Origin of the sequence: Geothermobacter ehrlichii (assembly GCF_008124615.1) — a bacterium.
GTDB lineage: Bacteria > Desulfobacterota > Desulfuromonadia > Desulfuromonadales > Geothermobacteraceae > Geothermobacter > Geothermobacter ehrlichii.
Genome location: NZ_VNIB01000013.1, coordinates 89,043 through 105,726 on the forward strand (window position 1 = coordinate 89,043; position 16,684 = coordinate 105,726).

General features: G+C 64.8%; 18 protein-coding genes. 8 read left to right on the top strand and 10 right to left on the bottom strand.

Translation table 11 applies throughout. The features are described 5' to 3' along the window. Positions 1-25 precede the first annotated feature (25 nt). Genes narI through EDC39_RS12630 form a run of 5 tightly spaced genes read right to left on the bottom strand, consistent with a single transcriptional unit; the run spans position 26 to position 6,940 of the window. Entirely contained in the window at positions 26-706 is a 681-nt protein-coding gene (narI, locus tag EDC39_RS12610; protein ID WP_148896754.1) for a respiratory nitrate reductase subunit gamma, read from the bottom strand. Continuing rightward, positions 703-1,278, bottom strand: coding sequence for a nitrate reductase molybdenum cofactor assembly chaperone (narJ, locus tag EDC39_RS12615; RefSeq protein ID WP_148896755.1), 576 nt, complete (start codon positions 1,276-1,278; stop codon positions 703-705). Before narJ ends, narI begins: the two co-directional genes overlap by 4 nt. Before the next feature lie 2 nt (positions 1,279-1,280). Continuing rightward, positions 1,281-2,768, bottom strand: a complete 1,488-nt coding sequence (gene narH / locus EDC39_RS12620; protein ID WP_148896756.1) for a nitrate reductase subunit beta — start codon at positions 2,766-2,768, stop codon at positions 1,281-1,283. A 12-nt stretch (positions 2,769-2,780) separates the two neighbouring features. After that, entirely contained in the window at positions 2,781-6,404 is a 3,624-nt protein-coding gene (locus tag EDC39_RS12625; protein ID WP_148896757.1) for a nitrate reductase subunit alpha, read from the bottom strand. Next, positions 6,401-6,940, bottom strand: coding sequence for a c-type cytochrome (locus tag EDC39_RS12630; RefSeq protein ID WP_148896758.1), 540 nt, complete (start codon positions 6,938-6,940; stop codon positions 6,401-6,403). The genes EDC39_RS12625 and EDC39_RS12630 overlap by 4 nt, the downstream gene beginning before the upstream one ends. A gap of 438 nt (positions 6,941-7,378) precedes the next feature. Between EDC39_RS12630 and mobA the strand changes: the two genes are divergently transcribed. Genes mobA through EDC39_RS12665 form a run of 7 tightly spaced genes read left to right on the top strand, consistent with a single transcriptional unit; the run spans position 7,379 to position 11,955 of the window. After that, on the top strand, positions 7,379-7,990 hold the full coding sequence (mobA, locus tag EDC39_RS12635) for a molybdenum cofactor guanylyltransferase (RefSeq protein ID WP_148896759.1): 612 nt from the start codon (positions 7,379-7,381) through the stop codon (positions 7,988-7,990). Beyond that, positions 7,987-8,496, top strand: a complete 510-nt coding sequence (mobB, locus tag EDC39_RS12640) for a molybdopterin-guanine dinucleotide biosynthesis protein B (RefSeq protein WP_148896760.1) — start codon at positions 7,987-7,989, stop codon at positions 8,494-8,496. The genes mobA and mobB overlap by 4 nt, the downstream gene beginning before the upstream one ends. Positions 8,497-8,525: 29 nt before the next feature. Further along, positions 8,526-8,861 carry a winged helix-turn-helix domain-containing protein gene (locus EDC39_RS12645; protein WP_148896761.1) on the top strand — a complete coding sequence of 112 codons (336 nt, stop codon included), beginning with the start codon at positions 8,526-8,528 and terminating at the stop codon, positions 8,859-8,861. Next, on the top strand, positions 8,858-9,631 hold the full coding sequence (gene modA / locus EDC39_RS12650; RefSeq protein ID WP_148896762.1) for a molybdate ABC transporter substrate-binding protein: 774 nt from the start codon (positions 8,858-8,860) through the stop codon (positions 9,629-9,631). Before EDC39_RS12645 ends, modA begins: the two co-directional genes overlap by 4 nt. Then, positions 9,628-10,419, top strand: coding sequence for a molybdate ABC transporter permease subunit (locus EDC39_RS12655; RefSeq protein ID WP_148896763.1), 792 nt, complete (start codon positions 9,628-9,630; stop codon positions 10,417-10,419). The genes modA and EDC39_RS12655 overlap by 4 nt, the downstream gene beginning before the upstream one ends. Continuing rightward, positions 10,416-11,489 (top strand): ABC transporter ATP-binding protein, encoded by a 1,074-nt coding sequence (locus tag EDC39_RS12660; RefSeq protein ID WP_148896764.1) that lies wholly within the window; start codon positions 10,416-10,418, stop codon positions 11,487-11,489. Before EDC39_RS12655 ends, EDC39_RS12660 begins: the two co-directional genes overlap by 4 nt. 19 nt (positions 11,490-11,508) lie before the next feature. After that, positions 11,509-11,955 carry an MOSC domain-containing protein gene (locus EDC39_RS12665; protein WP_148896774.1) on the top strand — a complete coding sequence of 149 codons (447 nt, stop codon included), beginning with the start codon at positions 11,509-11,511 and terminating at the stop codon, positions 11,953-11,955. 100 nt (positions 11,956-12,055) lie between these two features. Here the strand turns inward: EDC39_RS12665 and EDC39_RS12670 are convergent, their stop codons facing one another. Together EDC39_RS12670 and EDC39_RS12675 are read right to left on the bottom strand one after the other, a co-directional pair. Then, positions 12,056-12,823, bottom strand: coding sequence for a porin family protein (locus EDC39_RS12670; RefSeq protein WP_148896765.1), 768 nt, complete (start codon positions 12,821-12,823; stop codon positions 12,056-12,058). Positions 12,824-12,934: 111 nt separating this feature from the next. After that, positions 12,935-13,699 (bottom strand): RNA methyltransferase, encoded by a 765-nt coding sequence (locus tag EDC39_RS12675; protein WP_148896766.1) that lies wholly within the window; start codon positions 13,697-13,699, stop codon positions 12,935-12,937. Positions 13,700-13,830: 131 nt separating this feature from the next. Between EDC39_RS12675 and EDC39_RS12680 the strand changes: the two genes are divergently transcribed. Next, positions 13,831-14,832, top strand: a complete 1,002-nt coding sequence (locus tag EDC39_RS12680) for a transglutaminase-like domain-containing protein (RefSeq protein WP_148896767.1) — start codon at positions 13,831-13,833, stop codon at positions 14,830-14,832. A gap of 46 nt (positions 14,833-14,878) precedes the next feature. Here EDC39_RS12680 and EDC39_RS12685 read toward each other — a convergent pair whose 3' ends face one another. The 3 genes from EDC39_RS12685 to EDC39_RS12695 form a co-directional block, all read right to left on the bottom strand. Further along, positions 14,879-15,733 carry a GerMN domain-containing protein gene (locus tag EDC39_RS12685; RefSeq protein WP_187426795.1) on the bottom strand — a complete coding sequence of 285 codons (855 nt, stop codon included), beginning with the start codon at positions 15,731-15,733 and terminating at the stop codon, positions 14,879-14,881. A gap of 185 nt (positions 15,734-15,918) precedes the next feature. Next, positions 15,919-16,416: a hypothetical protein gene (locus EDC39_RS12690; RefSeq protein ID WP_187426796.1), complete on the bottom strand. Its 498-nt coding sequence runs from the start codon at positions 16,414-16,416 to the stop codon at positions 15,919-15,921. Continuing rightward, positions 16,400-16,684, bottom strand: a 285-nt coding sequence (locus EDC39_RS12695; protein WP_148896770.1) for an integrase core domain-containing protein, incomplete at its 5' end; no start/stop codon positions are given. The genes EDC39_RS12690 and EDC39_RS12695, both read right to left, overlap by 17 nt.

Genomic DNA, 16,684 nt, shown 5'->3' on the forward strand with positions numbered 1-16,684 from the left:
GATCTCGCGCAGCGGCCGGCCTCCCTCAGCCCTGGCGCATGCGACGGCGATACCAGACCACTACCTGGTAGGGACGACTCAGGTAGGTGACGGGCACGCTGACCACATGCACCAGGCGCGAGAAGGGGAAAACCGCCAGCAGCAGAAAACCGTTGAAGGCGTGCAGCTTGACCAGCGCCGGCATCACCGCCAGATATTGGACATCGGGCTGCAGCCGTACCAGCGACCAGAGCCAGGGGGAGACTGTGTGGGTGTACCAGAGCCCGCCCCAACGCAGAGTCAGGGCGATGACGACCCCGGAGATCACCTGAATCAGCAGCAGAACCAGCAGCAGCCAGTCGACTTTCGTGGTGACCACGGCAACCCGCGGGCTGCCGGCCCGGCGGCTGATCAGCAGCAGCAGGGCAAAGACCGTACAGATCCCCAGGGCGATGCCGGTCGCCTCCAGCACCAGCAGCCGCGCCGGAGCACCGAGCAGCGCATCCCAGGCACCGGGGACCAGAAAGGCGAGCAGGTGGGCAAGCAGAATCAGCAGAATGGCGTAATGCCAGGGAACCGAGCCCCAGAACAGGGTCTGGTTCTCGAGAAACTGGGATGACTGGGACGACCAGGAGTAGCGGTCGACAGCATAGCGGTAGATACCGACGGCAACCGCCAGGGCGACGGCGACATAGGGAAAGATGCCAAACAGAATCAGGTCCATCATGATACACACTCCTTTGGCGGGTCGGCGGCTGGTCGCTCGTCCCCGGCAACGACCGTTTCGGCCAGAAAGATCCGCAGGGACCGGAGCAGGGCCAGGTAGGGGTGGGCGTCGGCCTCGCCCCCGTCGACGAGTTTTTCCAGCGCCGGCAGCAGGCCGTCCGCGATGATTTCGTCCCGACAGCTCCGGTCATCGATCGAACCGATGAAGCGCAGCATTTCACCCAGGTGATCCGGAAGTTCCTTCCCCGGCGTAAAGCCATGCTGCCGGTAGAGCTGCTGCAGCCTGATCATAAACAGGGTGCGCTGCTGGCTCTCGCCGCACAACTGGTAACCGACATAGGGCTGGCAGAGCGCCTGCAGCTCGAAAGTGGCGATGAACGTTTCCTCGATCCGGTTCGGTTCGCCCTGCTCGACAAAGCGGGCGAACTCCTCCAGGGCGGCGGCCGCCGCCGAGCTGACCTGTCGCAGGGCCGCAACGCAGGCCGCGCTCCGCCCGGCGATATCCGGCCCGGGATAGTCGAGCAGGCTGGCAAACTGCAGGCAGAGATCCTGGTGTTGGCGAAGTCCGCTCATGGCTACCAGCGCCTCTTCGGCGGGCGACGGCTGCCGAAGCCCATCTCCTGCCTGTATTGCTCGGGGTCCATCCCGGCTTCGATCGCCTGTTCCCGCAGCATCGGCGGCACGACGATGCGCTCATTGATCCGGGTCAGCGAGGTCATCCGGTAGATCGCCTCGGTCTGCTCGACGCTCAGCCCGGCGATCTCGCAGGCCTTGCGCAGCTCCTCGGCGGAAAGATCGCCAACGCTCTTGTTTCGGCGCTGAATGCGCACCGCGATCAGCCGCCGGTAGACCGCCTTGACCTCGTCCTCGTTGCCGCCGGCGAACAGGCCTGCCAGGTACTGCAGCGGCAACCGGGCCCGCTCCAGGGTGGTGAAGAAATCAGCGGCGATCTTCTGGGTCCCCTGGTTCTCCATCGACAGCAGGGGCAGCAGCGGCGGTACGTAGAAGAGCATCGGCAGGGTGCGGAATTCGGGATGGAGCGGCAGGGCGATGCCCCACTCCTTGACGAATTTGTAGACCGGGGATTTCTGCGCCGCCTTGAGAACCTGCTCGGGAACGCCGGCCTTGCGGGCCTCGGCCTGCACCTGCGGATCGTTGGGATCGAGAATCATCTCCCGCTGGGCCGCGGCCAGTTCGCCGTCGTTTTTCATCGCGGTCGCCTCGATCCGGTCGGCGTCGTAGAGCAGCACCCCCAGGTAGCGGATCCGGCCGACGCAGGAATGGAAGCAGGCCGGTGCCTCCCCGGCCTCCTGGCGCGGGTAGCAGAGGATGCATTTTTCCGACTTGCCGGTGGTCCAGCCGTAATAGGCCTTCTTGTAGGGACAGGCGGAGACGCACATCCGCCAGCCGCGGCACTTGTCCTGGTTGATCAGGACGATGCCATCCTCGCCGCGCTTGTAGATGGCCCCGGAAGGGCAGCTGGCGACGCAGCCGGGATTGAGGCAGTGATTGCAGATCCGCGGCATGTGGAAGAAGACCATCTTCTCGATGGCGAACAGCTGCTGCCGCTCCTCGGCACTGAGTCTGAGCACCCCGGGGTCGTTGGCAGCGTAGATGGTGGAGCCGGAAAGGTCGTCGTCCCAGTTGGGGCCGGCTTCGATCTTCATCGGCCTGCCGCTGACCATCGACACCGGCCGGGCGGTCGGCTGGTCGTCACCAGCCGGGGCACTGGTCAGGTCGCCATAGCGGAAGGTGAAGGGCTCGTAGTAGTCGTCCATTCCCGGCAGGTGCGGATTGTGAAAGATCTTCCCCAGCAGTCCCGTCCGGCTGCCAAGCTTCAGCCGCAGCCCGTCTCTCTGTTTTTCCCAGCCGCCCCGGTAACAATCCTGGTCTTCCCAGCGGGTCGGATAGCCGGTCCCCGGCTTGGTCTCCACGTTGTTCCACCACATGTATTCGGTGCCCTGGCGATCGGTCCAGAGGTTCTTGCAGGCGATGCTGCAGGTGTGGCAGCCGATGCATTTGTCGAGGTGAAAAACCGATGACACCTGTGCCCGTATGTTCATTGCCTAGCTCCTTTACCAGTTCGGCTCGCCGTCGAGTTTGCGCACCATGATGTAGGTGTCCCGGTTGGCACCGGTCGGTCCCCAGTAGTTCCAGCCGTAGGTGAACTGGCCATAGCCGCCCAGCATCAGGTTCGGCTTGAGCCTCACCCGGTTCAGGCTGTTGTGACCGCCGGCCCGCCTGTTGCCGCGCAACGGTGATTTGGGTACGCCGACGGTCCGCTCCGGGGAGTGGTAGAGAAAACAGATGCCGCGCGGCAGCCGCGAGCTGACGATCGCCCGGGTCACCACCACCCCGTGGTCGTTGTAGATCTCCACCCAGTCGTTGTCGGCGACGCCGATCTCGGCGGCGTCCTGGTCGTTGATCCAGAAGGGATGACAGCCGCGCGACAGGGTCAGCATCTGGTGGTTGTCGCCGTAGGTGCTGTGGATGCTCCACTTGCCGTGCGGGGTCAGGTAGTTGAGCATGATACTCCCGCCGTCGCCGGTCCCGGTGGCCAGAAAGTCCTGCAGGGTGCCGTGGTCCGGCTTCGGCTTGTAGGTCGGCAGATGCTCGCCGGCGGCGATATAGCCCTGGTGGTCGAGGTAGAAGTGCTGGCGGCCGGTCAGGGTTCGCCAGGGAACCAGTTTCTCGACATTGAGGCAGAAGGCGGAATAGGCCCGGCCGTTGTTGCTCAGGCCGCTCCAGATCGGGCTGGTCAGCAGCCGCCGCGGCTGCCGGTCGAGATCGGCGAAGGTCATACGTACACTGCGGTTCTTCTCCGCCAGGTCGGTCAGCGGCAATCCGACCTTCTTCTCCTCGGCCTCGAAGGCACGATAGGCGATCTCGCCGTTGGTTTCCGGAGCCAGATGCAGAATGACGTTGGCCGCATCGACAGCCTCCTCCAGGGAAGGATATTCCTCGCCGCCCCATTTCTGGGTCGGGGCAATCCGTTTCAGTTCATCGTAGAAATCGGCGACCGAAAAACTGAGCCCGTGAGCACCGATGCCGTTCTTGCGCACCTGCGGCCCGTAGGAGATGAAGCGCCTGTAGAGATTGACATAGTCCCGCTCGACCACCACCAGGGCGGGCATGGTCTTGCCGGGGATCGGCTCGCACTCGCCCTTGCTCCAGTCCCTGATTTCCGGCTGGGCCATCTCGGCCGGGGTGTCGTGCTGCAGCGGCACCGCAACGATCTCCCGCACCGGCTCGGGCAGGTGGGTTGCGGCCAGCTCGCTGACCTTTTTCGCCAGGCCCTTGAAGATGTCCCAGTCACTCTTCGACTCCCAGCAGGGCGGCACCGCCTGCTGCAGGGGGTGGATGAAAGAGTGCATGTCGGTGGTGTTGAGATCGTCTTTCTCGTACCAGGTCGCGGTCGGCAGAATGATGTCCGAATAGAGCGCCGAGGTATCCATGCGGAAGTTGATGTCGACCACCAGGTCGAGCTTTCCTTCGGGCGCCTGGTCGCGCCAGGTGACCTCCTTGACGAACTCCCTGGCCGTCTCCGGGGCGATGCTGTTGGTGTGGGTACCGAGATAGTGCTTGAGGAAGTACTCGTGCCCCTTGGCGCTCGACATCAGCGCGTTGCCGCGCCAGATGATCCAAAGCCGCGGCCAGTTCTCCGGCGCGTCCGGATCCTCGACGGCGAACTTCATCTTCTTCTCGGCCAACTGTCTGACCGTCCAGTCGACGATCTCCTGATTGCTGCCGGCGCCGGCGGCCTCGGCCTGCCGGACCACCTCGGCGGGATTGCGGTCGAACTGCGGATAGAAGGGGAGCCAGCCGTTGCGCACCGCCCGGATCTGATGGTCGATGGTGTGCCCCTGGGTGATCGGGCTCTCCTCGGCCACCGGGTTGATCCGCGCCTCGTCGGAAGTGCGCTCGTAGCGCCACTGGTCGGTATGCACGTAATGGTAGGAGGGGGAGTTCTGGAAGCGGGGCGGCTTCGACCAGTCGAGGGCGCCCATGATGGTCGCCCAGGGCGCCACCGGAGCGAGCTTTTCCTGGCCGACGTAGTGATTGAGGCCGCCGCCGTTCTTGCCGACACAGCCGCAAAGCATCAGGGCGACGATGCCGGCCCGGTAGGTCAGGTTGGCGTGATACCAGTGGTTGATGCCGGCGCCGATGATGATCGAACACTTGCCTTCGGTCCGTTCGGCTGTCGAGGCCCACTCGCGGGCGAACTGGATGACGTTGGCCCGGTCGATGCCGGTGAACTTCTCCTGCCAGGCCGGGGTGTAGGGGGCGTCGTCATCGTAGTTCAGCGGATAGTCCCCCGCCAGGCCGCGATCGACGCCGAACTGCGCCATCAGCAGATCGAAGACCGTGGTCACCGCAATTCGCCCCCGGACGGTCTCCAGGTAACGGACCGGCACTCCGCGCTGCACCCTTTTGCCCGCGGCGAAATCGTCGAAGGCGACCTGCAGCACCGCATCGCTGCCTGCCTGCAGAGAGAGCCGGGGAACGATGTCGCTGCCGTCCTGGCCATCCTTCATCTGCAGGTTCCACTGTCCTTTCTGCTGCTGCCAGCGAAAGCCGAGAGTGCCGAGCGGCATACGCGGCTGATCCGCCGTTTCGTCCCAGACCAGAAACTTGAAGGAAGCGTTCTCTTCCCCGGCGTAACGCTTCAGATCCCCGGCCCGCACCATCCGGCCGGCGGTGCGGACCTCCCCTTTCTGCTCGATCTCGATCAGGAAGGGGGTATCGGTGTAGCGCTTCAGGTAATTGAGAAAATAGGGGGTCTGCGCCTTGTGATGAAATTCGCTGAGGATGACATGATTGACCGCCATCCAGAAGGCGCCGTCCTGACCGGCATGCGCGGGCAGCCACCAGTCGGCGTGCTTGGCGGTGATATTGAAATCGGGAGAGAGGACCGTGACCTTGGAACCGTTGTGGCGGGCTTCGGTCAGGTAGTGGGCGTCCGGGGTCCGGGTCATGTCCAGGTTGGAGCCCATCACCGCGATATACTTGCTGTTGTACCAGTCGGCGCTCTCCGCCACGTCGGTCTGCTCGCCCCAGATCTCCGGGGAAGCGTTCGGCAGATCGCAATACCAGTCGTAGAAGCTCAGGTTGACGCCGCCCATCAGCTGCATGAAACGGGCCCCCCCGGCAAAGCTGAGCATCGACATGGCCGGAATCGGCGAGAAGCCGACCATCCGGTCGGCCCCGTACTTCTTGATGATATAAATCGACGATGCGGCGATGATCTCTTCGACCTCGTCCCAGCTGGAACGGCGGAAACCGCCCTTGCCGCGGGCCTGCTGATAGCTCTTGCGGCTCGCCTCGTTCTCGACGATCGAGGCCCAGGCGGCGACCGGATCATCGTGCTCGGCTCTGGCCTGGCGCCAGAGATCGGCCAGAACCCCACGCAGATAGGGGTACTTGATCCGCAGCGGACTGTAGAGATACCAGGAGAAGGAGATGCCGCGCTGACAGCCGCGCGGCTCGTAGGGGGGAATCCCCTCTTCCAGTTCGGGATAGTCGGTCGCCTGCAGCTCCCAGCCGACGATGCCGTCCTTGACATGCACGTTCCACGAGCAGCTGCCGGTACAGTTGACCCCGTGGGTGCTGCGCACCACCTTGTCGCACTGGTTGCGGTTGCGATAGAACTCCTCCCAGGCGCGCGACTTCGGGTCGACGATATCCTTGATCCAGCTCATACCTGATTCCCTCCCTGTTTCCGGGATTGTTCCACCAGAGGTTGCCGCACGGCCCGCAGCCGGCGCTGACCGAGCAGGCCGATGAGGCCCATGAAGATACCCAGGGCGACCAGCGCCATGACCAGCAATGTCCCACTGCCCACCGCCGGGCCCGGCTGCACCGCGGCGAAGAAGGCGCCGAGATCGGCCTGCTCCTGCTCGGTCAGGGGCCGTTCGGCATAGATCGGCTCCATGCTCGGAAAGGCCAGTTCGGCCAGCACCTCGGCCACCCCTTCATCACCGAAGTCGGCATACAGACCGCTCAGATCCGGGCCGAAATTCGCCCCGCCGGCAGCACCGAAGCCGCTGGCGGCAAAACCGTGGCAGGCGATACAGGCGGCACCGCCGTTGGCCAGCGCCTGTCCGCCGGCAAAGAGGCGCGCGCCGCGCGCCGCGTCACCGGCGACGGCGAAAACCTCCCCCGCCGCCAGCACAACCAGCAACACCAGGAAGGGAGCGAGCAGCTGCCACTGCTTCGTTCCACGTCGTCTGTCCATCGCGCATCTCCTTTCGGGAGAAGAGTCAACCATCACCACAATCGAAGCCGACAGTTCCAAAAAGACCATCCAGAACGGACACTTACCACCAGAGCTGCCAGCCGCCGAACCACCAGGCTGCTTAAAACATAGTTTTATCCACCCGGATTCATCACCGACCCACTCCGGCAACGGAATGTCCCGAGATTGGCCTGTTCCAAGCAAACCACGTTTTTTCACCTGTGCAACAGTTCGCCACCTGATTGAATAGAAAAACAATCAAGAATGTTTTCTAAAATAGTTTTTGACTCCGTTCCTTGACGCCGGTCAAAAAAGCCGCATCAACGACGCCGGTCTGCACACTCTCCATCCGGACAGGGCTCTTCCCCGGTTGACGCTCGAAAAACCGGTGCATTTCTCTTGTCAACCTCCACGCGGCCGCGTAAACTTTCTGTCGTTATGCACAATCCGCATATCGAAGAAAGCACTCCCCGGCAGGCCGACCTCACCGGCGTGCTGCTGGCCGGCGGCCGAAGCCGCCGCATGGGCCGCGACAAGGCGCGGCTGTTCTTTGCCGGCCAGCCTCTCTACCAGCGCGCCCTCGAGCTGCTGCACCGCTTCTGCCGCCATGTCCTGATCGCCGGCAGCCGTCCCGACCTGGAAAGACCCGGGCTGCCATCCCTCCCCGACCGCTACCCCGGCAGCGCCCTGGGCGGTCTGTACACCGGGCTGCTGGCAGCGACAACCGACTGGATCCTGGTCGCCCCCTGTGACATGCCCTGGCCCGACGCACGGATCGTCGAAAGGATGCTCACCGTGCGCCAGGGGCACGATGCCGTCGTCCCGCGCACGCCGGACGGATACGAGCCGGTCTTCGCCCTTTATCACAAGAACTGCCTCGGCCGGATGGAAGAGATGCTGCGGCAGGGTCAGTACCGCATCTACGACTTCTACCGGCGCATCGACATCCGCTATCTCGACCCGCCGGAGCTGCCGGACGGCTGGCAGCGTTCCCTGGTCAACATCAACACCCCCGAACAGCTGGCCCGGCTGCTGGAGGAAGAGTCATGATGCCGCCCGTCGTCACCGTCGTCGCCCGCAGCGGCACCGGCAAGACCACCCTGCTGGAAAAACTGATCGCCGAACTGAAACGACGCGGCTACCGGGTCGCCGCCATCAAGCACGACGCGCACAGCTTCAGCATCGATCACGAGGGGAAGGATTCCTGGCGGCTGACCCGGGCCGGCGCCGACACCATGCTGATCGCCTCGCCGCAGCAGATCGCCATGGTCCGGCAGAATCCCGAAGGCGTCGAGCCGCCCCTCGCCGAATGCATCGCCGCCTACTGCGGCGATGTCGACATCGTCCTTACCGAAGGTTTCAAACGCAGCGAGATGCCGAAGATCGAGGTGCATCGCAAGGCGCGCGGCGAACCGCTGCTCTGCCGGGGTGAAACACACGACCCGACCCTGATCGCCGTTGCCAGCGACGTCCGGCTCGAACTGGACGTTCCCTGTTTCGACCTCGACGACCCGGCGGCCGTCGCCGATTTTCTTGAGGAGCGTTTTTTGCGTTAGACCTCTTTGTGGCTGAATGATTTGAAACCATGAAAACCATCCGCGTGCGCAGCAAGATCTGGCTGGAATTCGACGGCCGTCCACTGCTCGGCGACGGCCGGGAACGGCTGCTGCTGGCGATCCGCGACACCGGCTCCCTCAACGCCGCGGCGGCCCGCCTCGGCCTCTCCTATCGCAAGGCCTGGGCACAACTGAAACAGATGGAGGAGCACGCGCCCTTCCGGCTGGTGGTGCGCAGCAAAGGCGGCAGAGGGGGTGGGTCGACCCGGCTGACCGGCGAAGCGGAACGGCTGCTGGACCGCTACGCCCGCATCAGGACCGAACTGCAGCGGCTGGTCGACGAACGGTTCGGAGACGGTGAATGAAACGGCTTCTGGTTTGCCTGATACTGCTCCTGGCGCCGACGGTGGCCGGCGCGGACGAGCTGCGGATCTTCGCCGCCTCGTCCCTGACCGAACCCCTCGGCGAAGCGGCGACCGTCTACGGCGACAGACACCCCGGCGTCCGCATCCGGCTCCACTTCGCCGGCAGCCAGACCCTCGCCGCCCAGATAGAGCAGGGAGCCCCGGCCGATCTCTTCATCGCCGCCAGTCAGGACGCCATGGCGCGCCTGGAAAGGGCCGGCCTGGTCGAGCAGCCGGCCTTCATCGCCCGTAACCGCCTGGTGCTGGCGGTAACAGCCGACATGGCGGAACAGATCCGCACACCAGCCGACCTCGCCCGCCCCGGGCTGCTGCTCGTCGTCGGCAATCCGCAGGTTCCGATCGGCGCCTACACCCGCCGGCTGTTCGAGCGTCTTGCCGGCGATCCCGGTTTCGGCGCCGCCCGGGTGGCCGCCATCCGCAACAACGTGGTCAGCGAAGAGACCCAGGTAAAGGCGATCGTCGCCAAGCTGCTGCTCGGCGAGGCCGATGCCGGCATCGTCTACCAGAGCGATCTGACCGCCCCCGCGGCCCGACGCCTGGTCGGTCGCGCCTTTCCCTGCGGCGACCTGCCCGTCGCCCGCTATCCGGCGGCAGTGCTGACAGGTGGCAACCGGCGGCCGGCGAGAGAGTTTCTCGCCTTCCTCGCCACGCCACCGGGGACCGACATCATGCGACGCCACGGCTTCCTGCCGCCAGGAGACGGCCCATGAGACGGCCGGGGCCCTTCCACCTCTACCTGGCCGGCAGCGGGATGCTGATCGCCCTGCTGATACTGCTGCCGATCGGTGCCCTGCTGCTGGCCAGCTCGCCGATGGAACTGGCGCACCTGCTCGGCGATCACGAGGTGCTGCAGGCGATCCGGATCACCCTGCTCGCCTCGCTGCTGGCCCTGCCGCCGATTCTGCTGTTCGGCCTCCCCGCCGCCTACGGCCTGTCGCGCCTCGACCGGCGCCGGCGCCGGGGGTTGGAGATGCTGCTCGAACTGCCGCTGGTGATGCCGCCTGTGGTCGCCGGCCTGGCGCTGCTGCTCGCCTTCGGCCGCCGCGGCCTGCTCGGCGATTTGCTGGCCGGCGTCGGCCTGCGCCTTCCCTTTACCCTGGCGGCGGTGGTGATCGCCATCCTCTTCATCGTCACCCCCTCCTTCGTGCGGCGCTGCAGTCTGCTGTTCGACAGTCTCGATCACCGGCTGGAAGAGGCGGCCCTGCTGCTGGGGGCCACGCCGCACCAGGTCTTCTTCCGCGTCAGCCTGCCGCTGGCGCGTCGCGGCCTGGTCGCCGAAACGATCATGGCCCAGGCCCAGGGCATCGGCCTGTTCGGCGCCGTCATCCTCTTCGCCGGCAACCTGCCGGGACGCACCCAGACCCTGTCGCTGGCCATCTACAGCGCTTTTGAGTCGGACCCGCCGCGGGCCTTCGCCCTCGGTTCCCTGCTGTTGCTGATATCGTTGCTGCTGCTCGGCGCCGTGCGCCTTGTCACCCCGCGGGGGCCGAAGCCATGAGTCGCCTGCTCTGCCAGCTGCAACGGCCATTGCCGCACTTCGTGCTCGATGTCGAGCTGCAGATCGAGCCGGGCGTCACCGTCCTGCTCGGACCGAACGGCGCCGGCAAAAGCAGCCTGCTGCGCCTGCTGGCGGGGCTGGACCGGCCCCGGCATGGACGGATCAGGCTCGGGGAGCGGATCCTGTTCGACGCCGAGCGGGGGATCTGCCTGCCGCCGGAAAGACGCGCTGTCGGCATGGTCTTTCAGGACCTGGCCCTCTTCCCCCATCTCGACGTCAGGGGTAATATCGAATTCGGCCTGAAGTTGCGCGGCATCGGTGGAGGACCTCGGCGGGAAAAGGTGGCGGAACTGCTGCGGCAGCTTGGCATCGCCCACCTGGCCGGTCGCCGGGTCACCACCCTTTCCGGCGGCGAGCGGCAGAAGGTCGCCCTGGCCCGGACACTGGCCACCGGCCCGCAGCTGCTGCTGCTCGACGAGCCGACCGCCGCCCTCGATCCGGCGGCGCGCGGCGAAATCCGCCGCTGGCTGCAGGGCGTTCTTCTCGGTCTGCGGATTCCGACCCTGCTGGTAACCCACGACGCCGAGGAGGTCGCCCACTTCCGCAAGCGGGTGGCGGTCATGGAGCAGGGACGCATCGTCCAGCACGGCAGCTACCACCAGCTGCTGCGCGAACCGCAGAGCGATTTCGTCGCCCGCTTCGCCGGCATCAACGTCATCGCCGGCCGGGTGGTCGACAACGGTGACGGTCGCAGTTTCGTCAGCGACAACGGCCTGCGCCTGCAGGGAGACTTTTGCACCGGCGAACCGGGACCGGCGACCCTCGCCGTCGCCCCCTGGGAGGTCGCCCTCTTCCACCAGCCCCCCGGCGGCAGCCCGCGCAACGTCATTGCCGGCCAGGTACAGGAGCTGGTGGTGCTCGGCGACCGGGTGCGCGTCACCCTGACCGGCCGCGAGAAGATCGTCGCCGAAATCAGCCTGCGCTCCTGGGAGCAGATGGGCAGATTCAGGGAAGGAACCCGGCTTCACGCCGTCTTCAAGGCGCAGGAGGCGCGGGTGATGAATGTCTGAAAGCAAGGAGAGCATCATGATGCCAGCCACGATCGTCGCAACCTGCATCAGCAGAAACAAGGGAGAACGCAAGACCCCGGTCGACCGGGTCGAACTGCGGCCGGATCACGGGATCGTCGGCGACGCCCACGCCGGCGACTGGCACCGCCAGGTCAGCCTGCTGGCCCAGGAGAGCATCGACAAGATGCGCGCCCTCGGGCTCGATGTCGACAAGGGGGATTTCGCTGAAAACCTGACCACCCGGGGGATCGACCTGGTCGGCCTGCCGGTGGGAGCGCGGCTGAGAATCGGGGAAGTTCTGCTCGAAGTGACCCAGATCGGCAAGGAGTGCCACAACCGCTGCGCCATCTACTACCAGGCCGGCGATTGCGTCATGCCGAAGGAAGGAATTTTCGCCAGGGTGATCGAAGGCGGGACGATCCGCCCGGGGGACGAAATCCGGCAGGTCGACGGCCCGGTTTCGTAAAAAGACCGGGCCCGGCGACAAAACAGGTCGCCCAAAGACCCGGTAGCAAGCTTTTTTGCAGCCTGGCGCCCATCCCCCGGGGGATGGGCGCCTTTTTCACTCAGAAGCGGACAAACGCCCCGACATAGGGACCGGAAAAGGTGGCGTCGACGAAGACGCCGGAATCGTCCACGTCCAGTTCCAGGTAGCGGTAGCCGCCGAAGATGCCGACCAGGGGCAGAGGCGAAAGTTCGACCTGGGCATCGGCATCGAGGAAACTGTTGTCATCGTACTCAAGATAGCCGACCCGCCCGGAAACGCTGACAAAATCGGCCAGTCCGATCCGCACCCGCGCCCCGATCGTCGGCACCGGCACATCGACCGACTCGGTCTCGGTCGTCGACACCCCGCCGACCTCGCCCTTCAGAGTCGCCTCGGCCTGCACCCACTTCACTGACACTTCCGGGCCGACCTGTACCCGCACCGGCAGATCGTCGACATTGACCAGGTACCAGGTCAGACCGGCGTCGAGCAGATCGATGCTGACCTCGCTGCTGGTCGGCACGCCGGCATCGAAGGTCTGGCCGTTGAAATTGATGGAGCGGTTGAGCGTTCCCTGGCCGGAAAACTCGAGCGGCACATAGGCCAGCCCCAGCCGGAAATCACCGAACTGCAGCGCCGCCTCGGCAAAATACTCTTCGCTGTCGTCGAAGCCGAGATCCTTTTCCAGGTCGATCTGGTCGCTCAGGGAGAGCTGGTCGACCGCCACCTTGCCTTCGGGGGAGAGCATCAGATAGCCGGCCTTGAACGATACCATCTCGTCTGCCAGCGCCGGTCCGGCGGCCAGCAGCAGAGCCGCCAGCATTGTCAGCATGAAACGTGCGTGCATGAAAAACCTCCTTCAGGGGATGATGGTGAATGTCCGACTGAATGATGCAAGGAATGAACCATACGCCGCCGGCCGCGTCAAGCTCTCCGCCGCCGGTGCGACAGCCGGCTGCTAACCCTTCCGTGGCCCCTCGCCGCGCCGCCGGCCCGGCCAGTCGTTCACGCTCTCGGCCAGCTGCCGCCACAGGCCGCGCAGCAGGGCCAGCTCCTCCCGGTCGGGACGTGCCCGGGCAAGCAGGCGCCGCAGGCGGAAGAAGGTGGCTCCCGGGCAGGCCGGATTGCTGAAGCCGACCCGGTCGAGCACCTCCTCCATCTGCCGGAACATCGCCTCCAGTTCGGCATGTTCGGGCAGGTCGGCAGCCGGGGCCGGAACCGCTGCCGGCGCCGGCTGGCGATGCAGTTCGTAGAGCAGCGCCAGAACCGCCTGCGCCAGGTTGAGGGAACCGACATCCTCGCTGCTGGGAATCCTCACCCCCGCCGTGCACAGGGCCAGCTCTTCGTTGGTCAGACCGTGATCCTCGCGCCCGAATACCAGCGCCGCCTTCCCGCCCGGCGGCAGCTCCGCCACCAGGTCCGGCAGCATGCAGCTCGGATGCAGGGTTCCACGCAGCCGTCCACCACGACGGGTGGCGGCGACAGCCAGATGCACATCGGCCAGGGCGGCGGCCAGATCGGAAAAGGTGGCAGCATCACCGAGCAGCGAATGACCGGCGACGGCGAACTTGCGCGCCTCCGGATGCAGATACTGGCAGGGATTGACCAGACGCAGATCGCGGATGCCGAAGTTGGCCATCGCCCGGCAGACCATACCGATATTGCCGGGCTGCTGCGGTTCGACCAGAACGACAGCCAGATGCTGGGACAGACGCTTCAGCATGAATTCAACTCCGGAGTCGACAATGAATAGGATTTTACGATTTGTCTTATTGATTTTTTCGATTTAACTTATTGGACTTGCCGGCTTTTTTGTCGTACCTTGCCGATAACAACAAATTCACGGAGGATAGCATGTACCGCCTGTTGCTCAGCCTTCTCATCCTGCTGCTCGCCACTCCCGCCTTGGGAGCCAATGCCGCCGGAACCGTCACCTGGAGCTTCGACCTGTCGGCCCACCAGCCCGGAGCCGAGGCCAGACTCTGGATTCCCTACCCGGTATCGGACGCCAACCAGCTGATTTCCGACATCTCCTGGCAGGGGGACTACAGCGAAGCTGCAGTCTATACCGACCGGCGGCACGGCGTCAGCATGCTTTTCGTCCGCTGGGACAAAAACGCCAAAAGCCGCCAGCTGACCTTCCGTTTCCGCGCCGAGCGACGCGAACAGGCGCGACGCGACCTCGCGGACAGCAACATCCCTCTCGATCCGGCCTTTGCCGCTCCCTACCTGGCCGCCACCTCCCTCGGTCCGGTCGACGGTCCGGTCCGGGCCCTGGCCGAACAGATCACCGCCGGCAAAAAGACCATTCTGGAGAAGGCCCGCGCCATCTACGACTGGACGGTGGACAACACCTTCCGTGATCCGCAAACCCGCGGCTGCGGCCTCGGCGACGTACCGCATCTGCTCGAGCGCCCCGGCGGCAAGTGCGCCGACATCAGCTCGCTCTTCGTCGCCCTGTCCCGGGCCGCCGGCGTGCCAGCCCGGGACATCCTCGGACTGCGCCTGGGCAAAAAGGACGGGCAGGACATCAGCCAGTGGCAGCACTGCTGGGCCGAGTTCTACCTGCCGGGAACCGGCTGGATTCCGGTCGATCCGGCGGACGTGCGCAAGGCAATGCTGAAACAGAACCTCTCTCTGGACGACCCGAAGGTGGCCGAACTGCGGGAATATTTCTGGGGTGGCGTCGACGCCTACCGCATCCGTCTCTCGGAAGGGCGCGACCTGCAGCTCAACCCTCCGCAGCAGGGACCGGCAGTCAACTACCTGATGTATCCCTTCGCCCAGATTGGCAATGAGACCCTCGACTGGCTCGATCCGGCGACATTCAAATACCGGATAACCTTTCGTCAATAAGTCTTTGGGGCGATGACGGCCGCCAGCGGTGGCCGTCATCGCCCTGCTACCCGCCGCGCCCCTGAAGCGGCAACACAACCTCGCCGCGCCCCTGGCGGCCCTTGGCATCCCGCGCCTGCCAGCCGATCTTCAGCGGCGCTCCGACCTGCAGCCTCGACGGCTGTTTCGTATGGATCACCACCGCCATGTCGAAGACCGACTGAAAAGAATCCCCCGTTACCTGCGCGCCGTCGGCATCGAACAGCCGGAACCGTTCGATGGAGACCGGCCGGTCGAAATAGACCAGAATCTCCGGTGGATGCCCCTGCCCCGCCGCCAGGGAGGCATAGGCCGCCAGCGGCCGGGGCGGACCCGGATCGGCGATGCGGTCGGGACGGGGCACGAACCCGCCTTCCGGCATCCCCGGCCAGGGTCGACCGTCGAGAGTGAGGGCGACTCGTTCGACCCCGGCAAAACGCGCCGCCGTCTCGATCAGCACCGCCGCCATGGCATCCAGATCTCCACTTGCCCCGGCCGGCAGGGTCAGGTTGATCTCCCGGCTGTTTCCCACGCGGTTGGCCGTCACCGCCCGGCTACCCGGCGGAAAGGGGTTGAACAGGCCGCTGGCAGCGGAAGGACGGAGCAAAGGGCCGGTCAGCTGGTCGAGCAGCAGCTGCAGCTGGCCGTCCTGCCGGTAGAGAAAGAAGGGAAGCGGCTGCAGACGCCCCGATCCGTCGGTGCGCGGCAGAAAACCGACCCGCGCCCAGGCGGTGCCGGCCCGGACTTTCGGCGCCGCGCCGAAAAACTCCCGGTAAGCGGCATCGGCATTGACCTTGCCGGCCGGCTCCGGAGACGGCTGCTCGCAGGCCGGCAGCAAGAACAGCAAAAGACAGAAACAGAACAGACGAATCGATACAGGCATGGTCCAGACCCCCTTGGCAGGCATTTTCATTCAGTGTAACACGCTATCTGGCGCCGGATGCCGGTCAGCCGAACCGGAATGAACCGAAATAGTGACTCCACACCGGGACCACCATAAAATTAACAAGAGTTTATTTTATTTACATTGAACAGAGCTTCATGCTATTTAAAAAATAAAACGCTGATTCAGATAGACCAAAGCGCATCCCGGAGGGGGCCATGGTCCGATTGCGCGTCATTGTCATCGATCCTGTCGAGAGCACCCGCGAATCCCTCGCGATGCTGCTCTACACCCTCGGCCACGAGGTCGTCCCCTGCGCCGCCCCCGATTTCTGCTCCGGCTTTCGCGACAACGTCTGTGCCTGTCCAAGGGGCCACACCTGCGCCGACGTCCTCTTCATCGGTCAGCACCTCTCCGGCACCCGCGGCATCGAGTTCATCCGCCAGCGCCTCCATGGCAACTGTCACGGGCTGGTGCGCAACATGTTTCTGGTCTGCCAACCCTGGTCGGCGCACGAAGAAGAGATGGCGCGCGAACTCGGCTGCCGCTTTCTGCAGACCCCCATCAACCAGCAGCAACTGGACGACATCCTGCAACAGATCGCCCGCCGAACCGACCCGAACCGCAAGCTGATTCTGACCTTCCCCCGGTTTAGTGGACACCGGGTTAGGCTGCAAGTTCAAAATAGGCCGCCTCGTATTCAGCCGGGCTTTTATAGCCCAGCGTTGAGTGCAGACGGCGCCGGTTATAGAACCGCTCGATGTACTCAAAAATGCTCTGGCGAGCGTGGAAGCGGGTCGGATATCTCTGGTGAAATACCACCTCCTGCTTCAGGCTGCCAAAGAAACTTTCAACCGGGGCGTTGTCCCAGCAATCGCCCTTGCGGCTCATGCTGCAGCGCATGCCATGCTTGACCAGTAACGACTGGAAGTCTGTGCTGGCATACTGTGA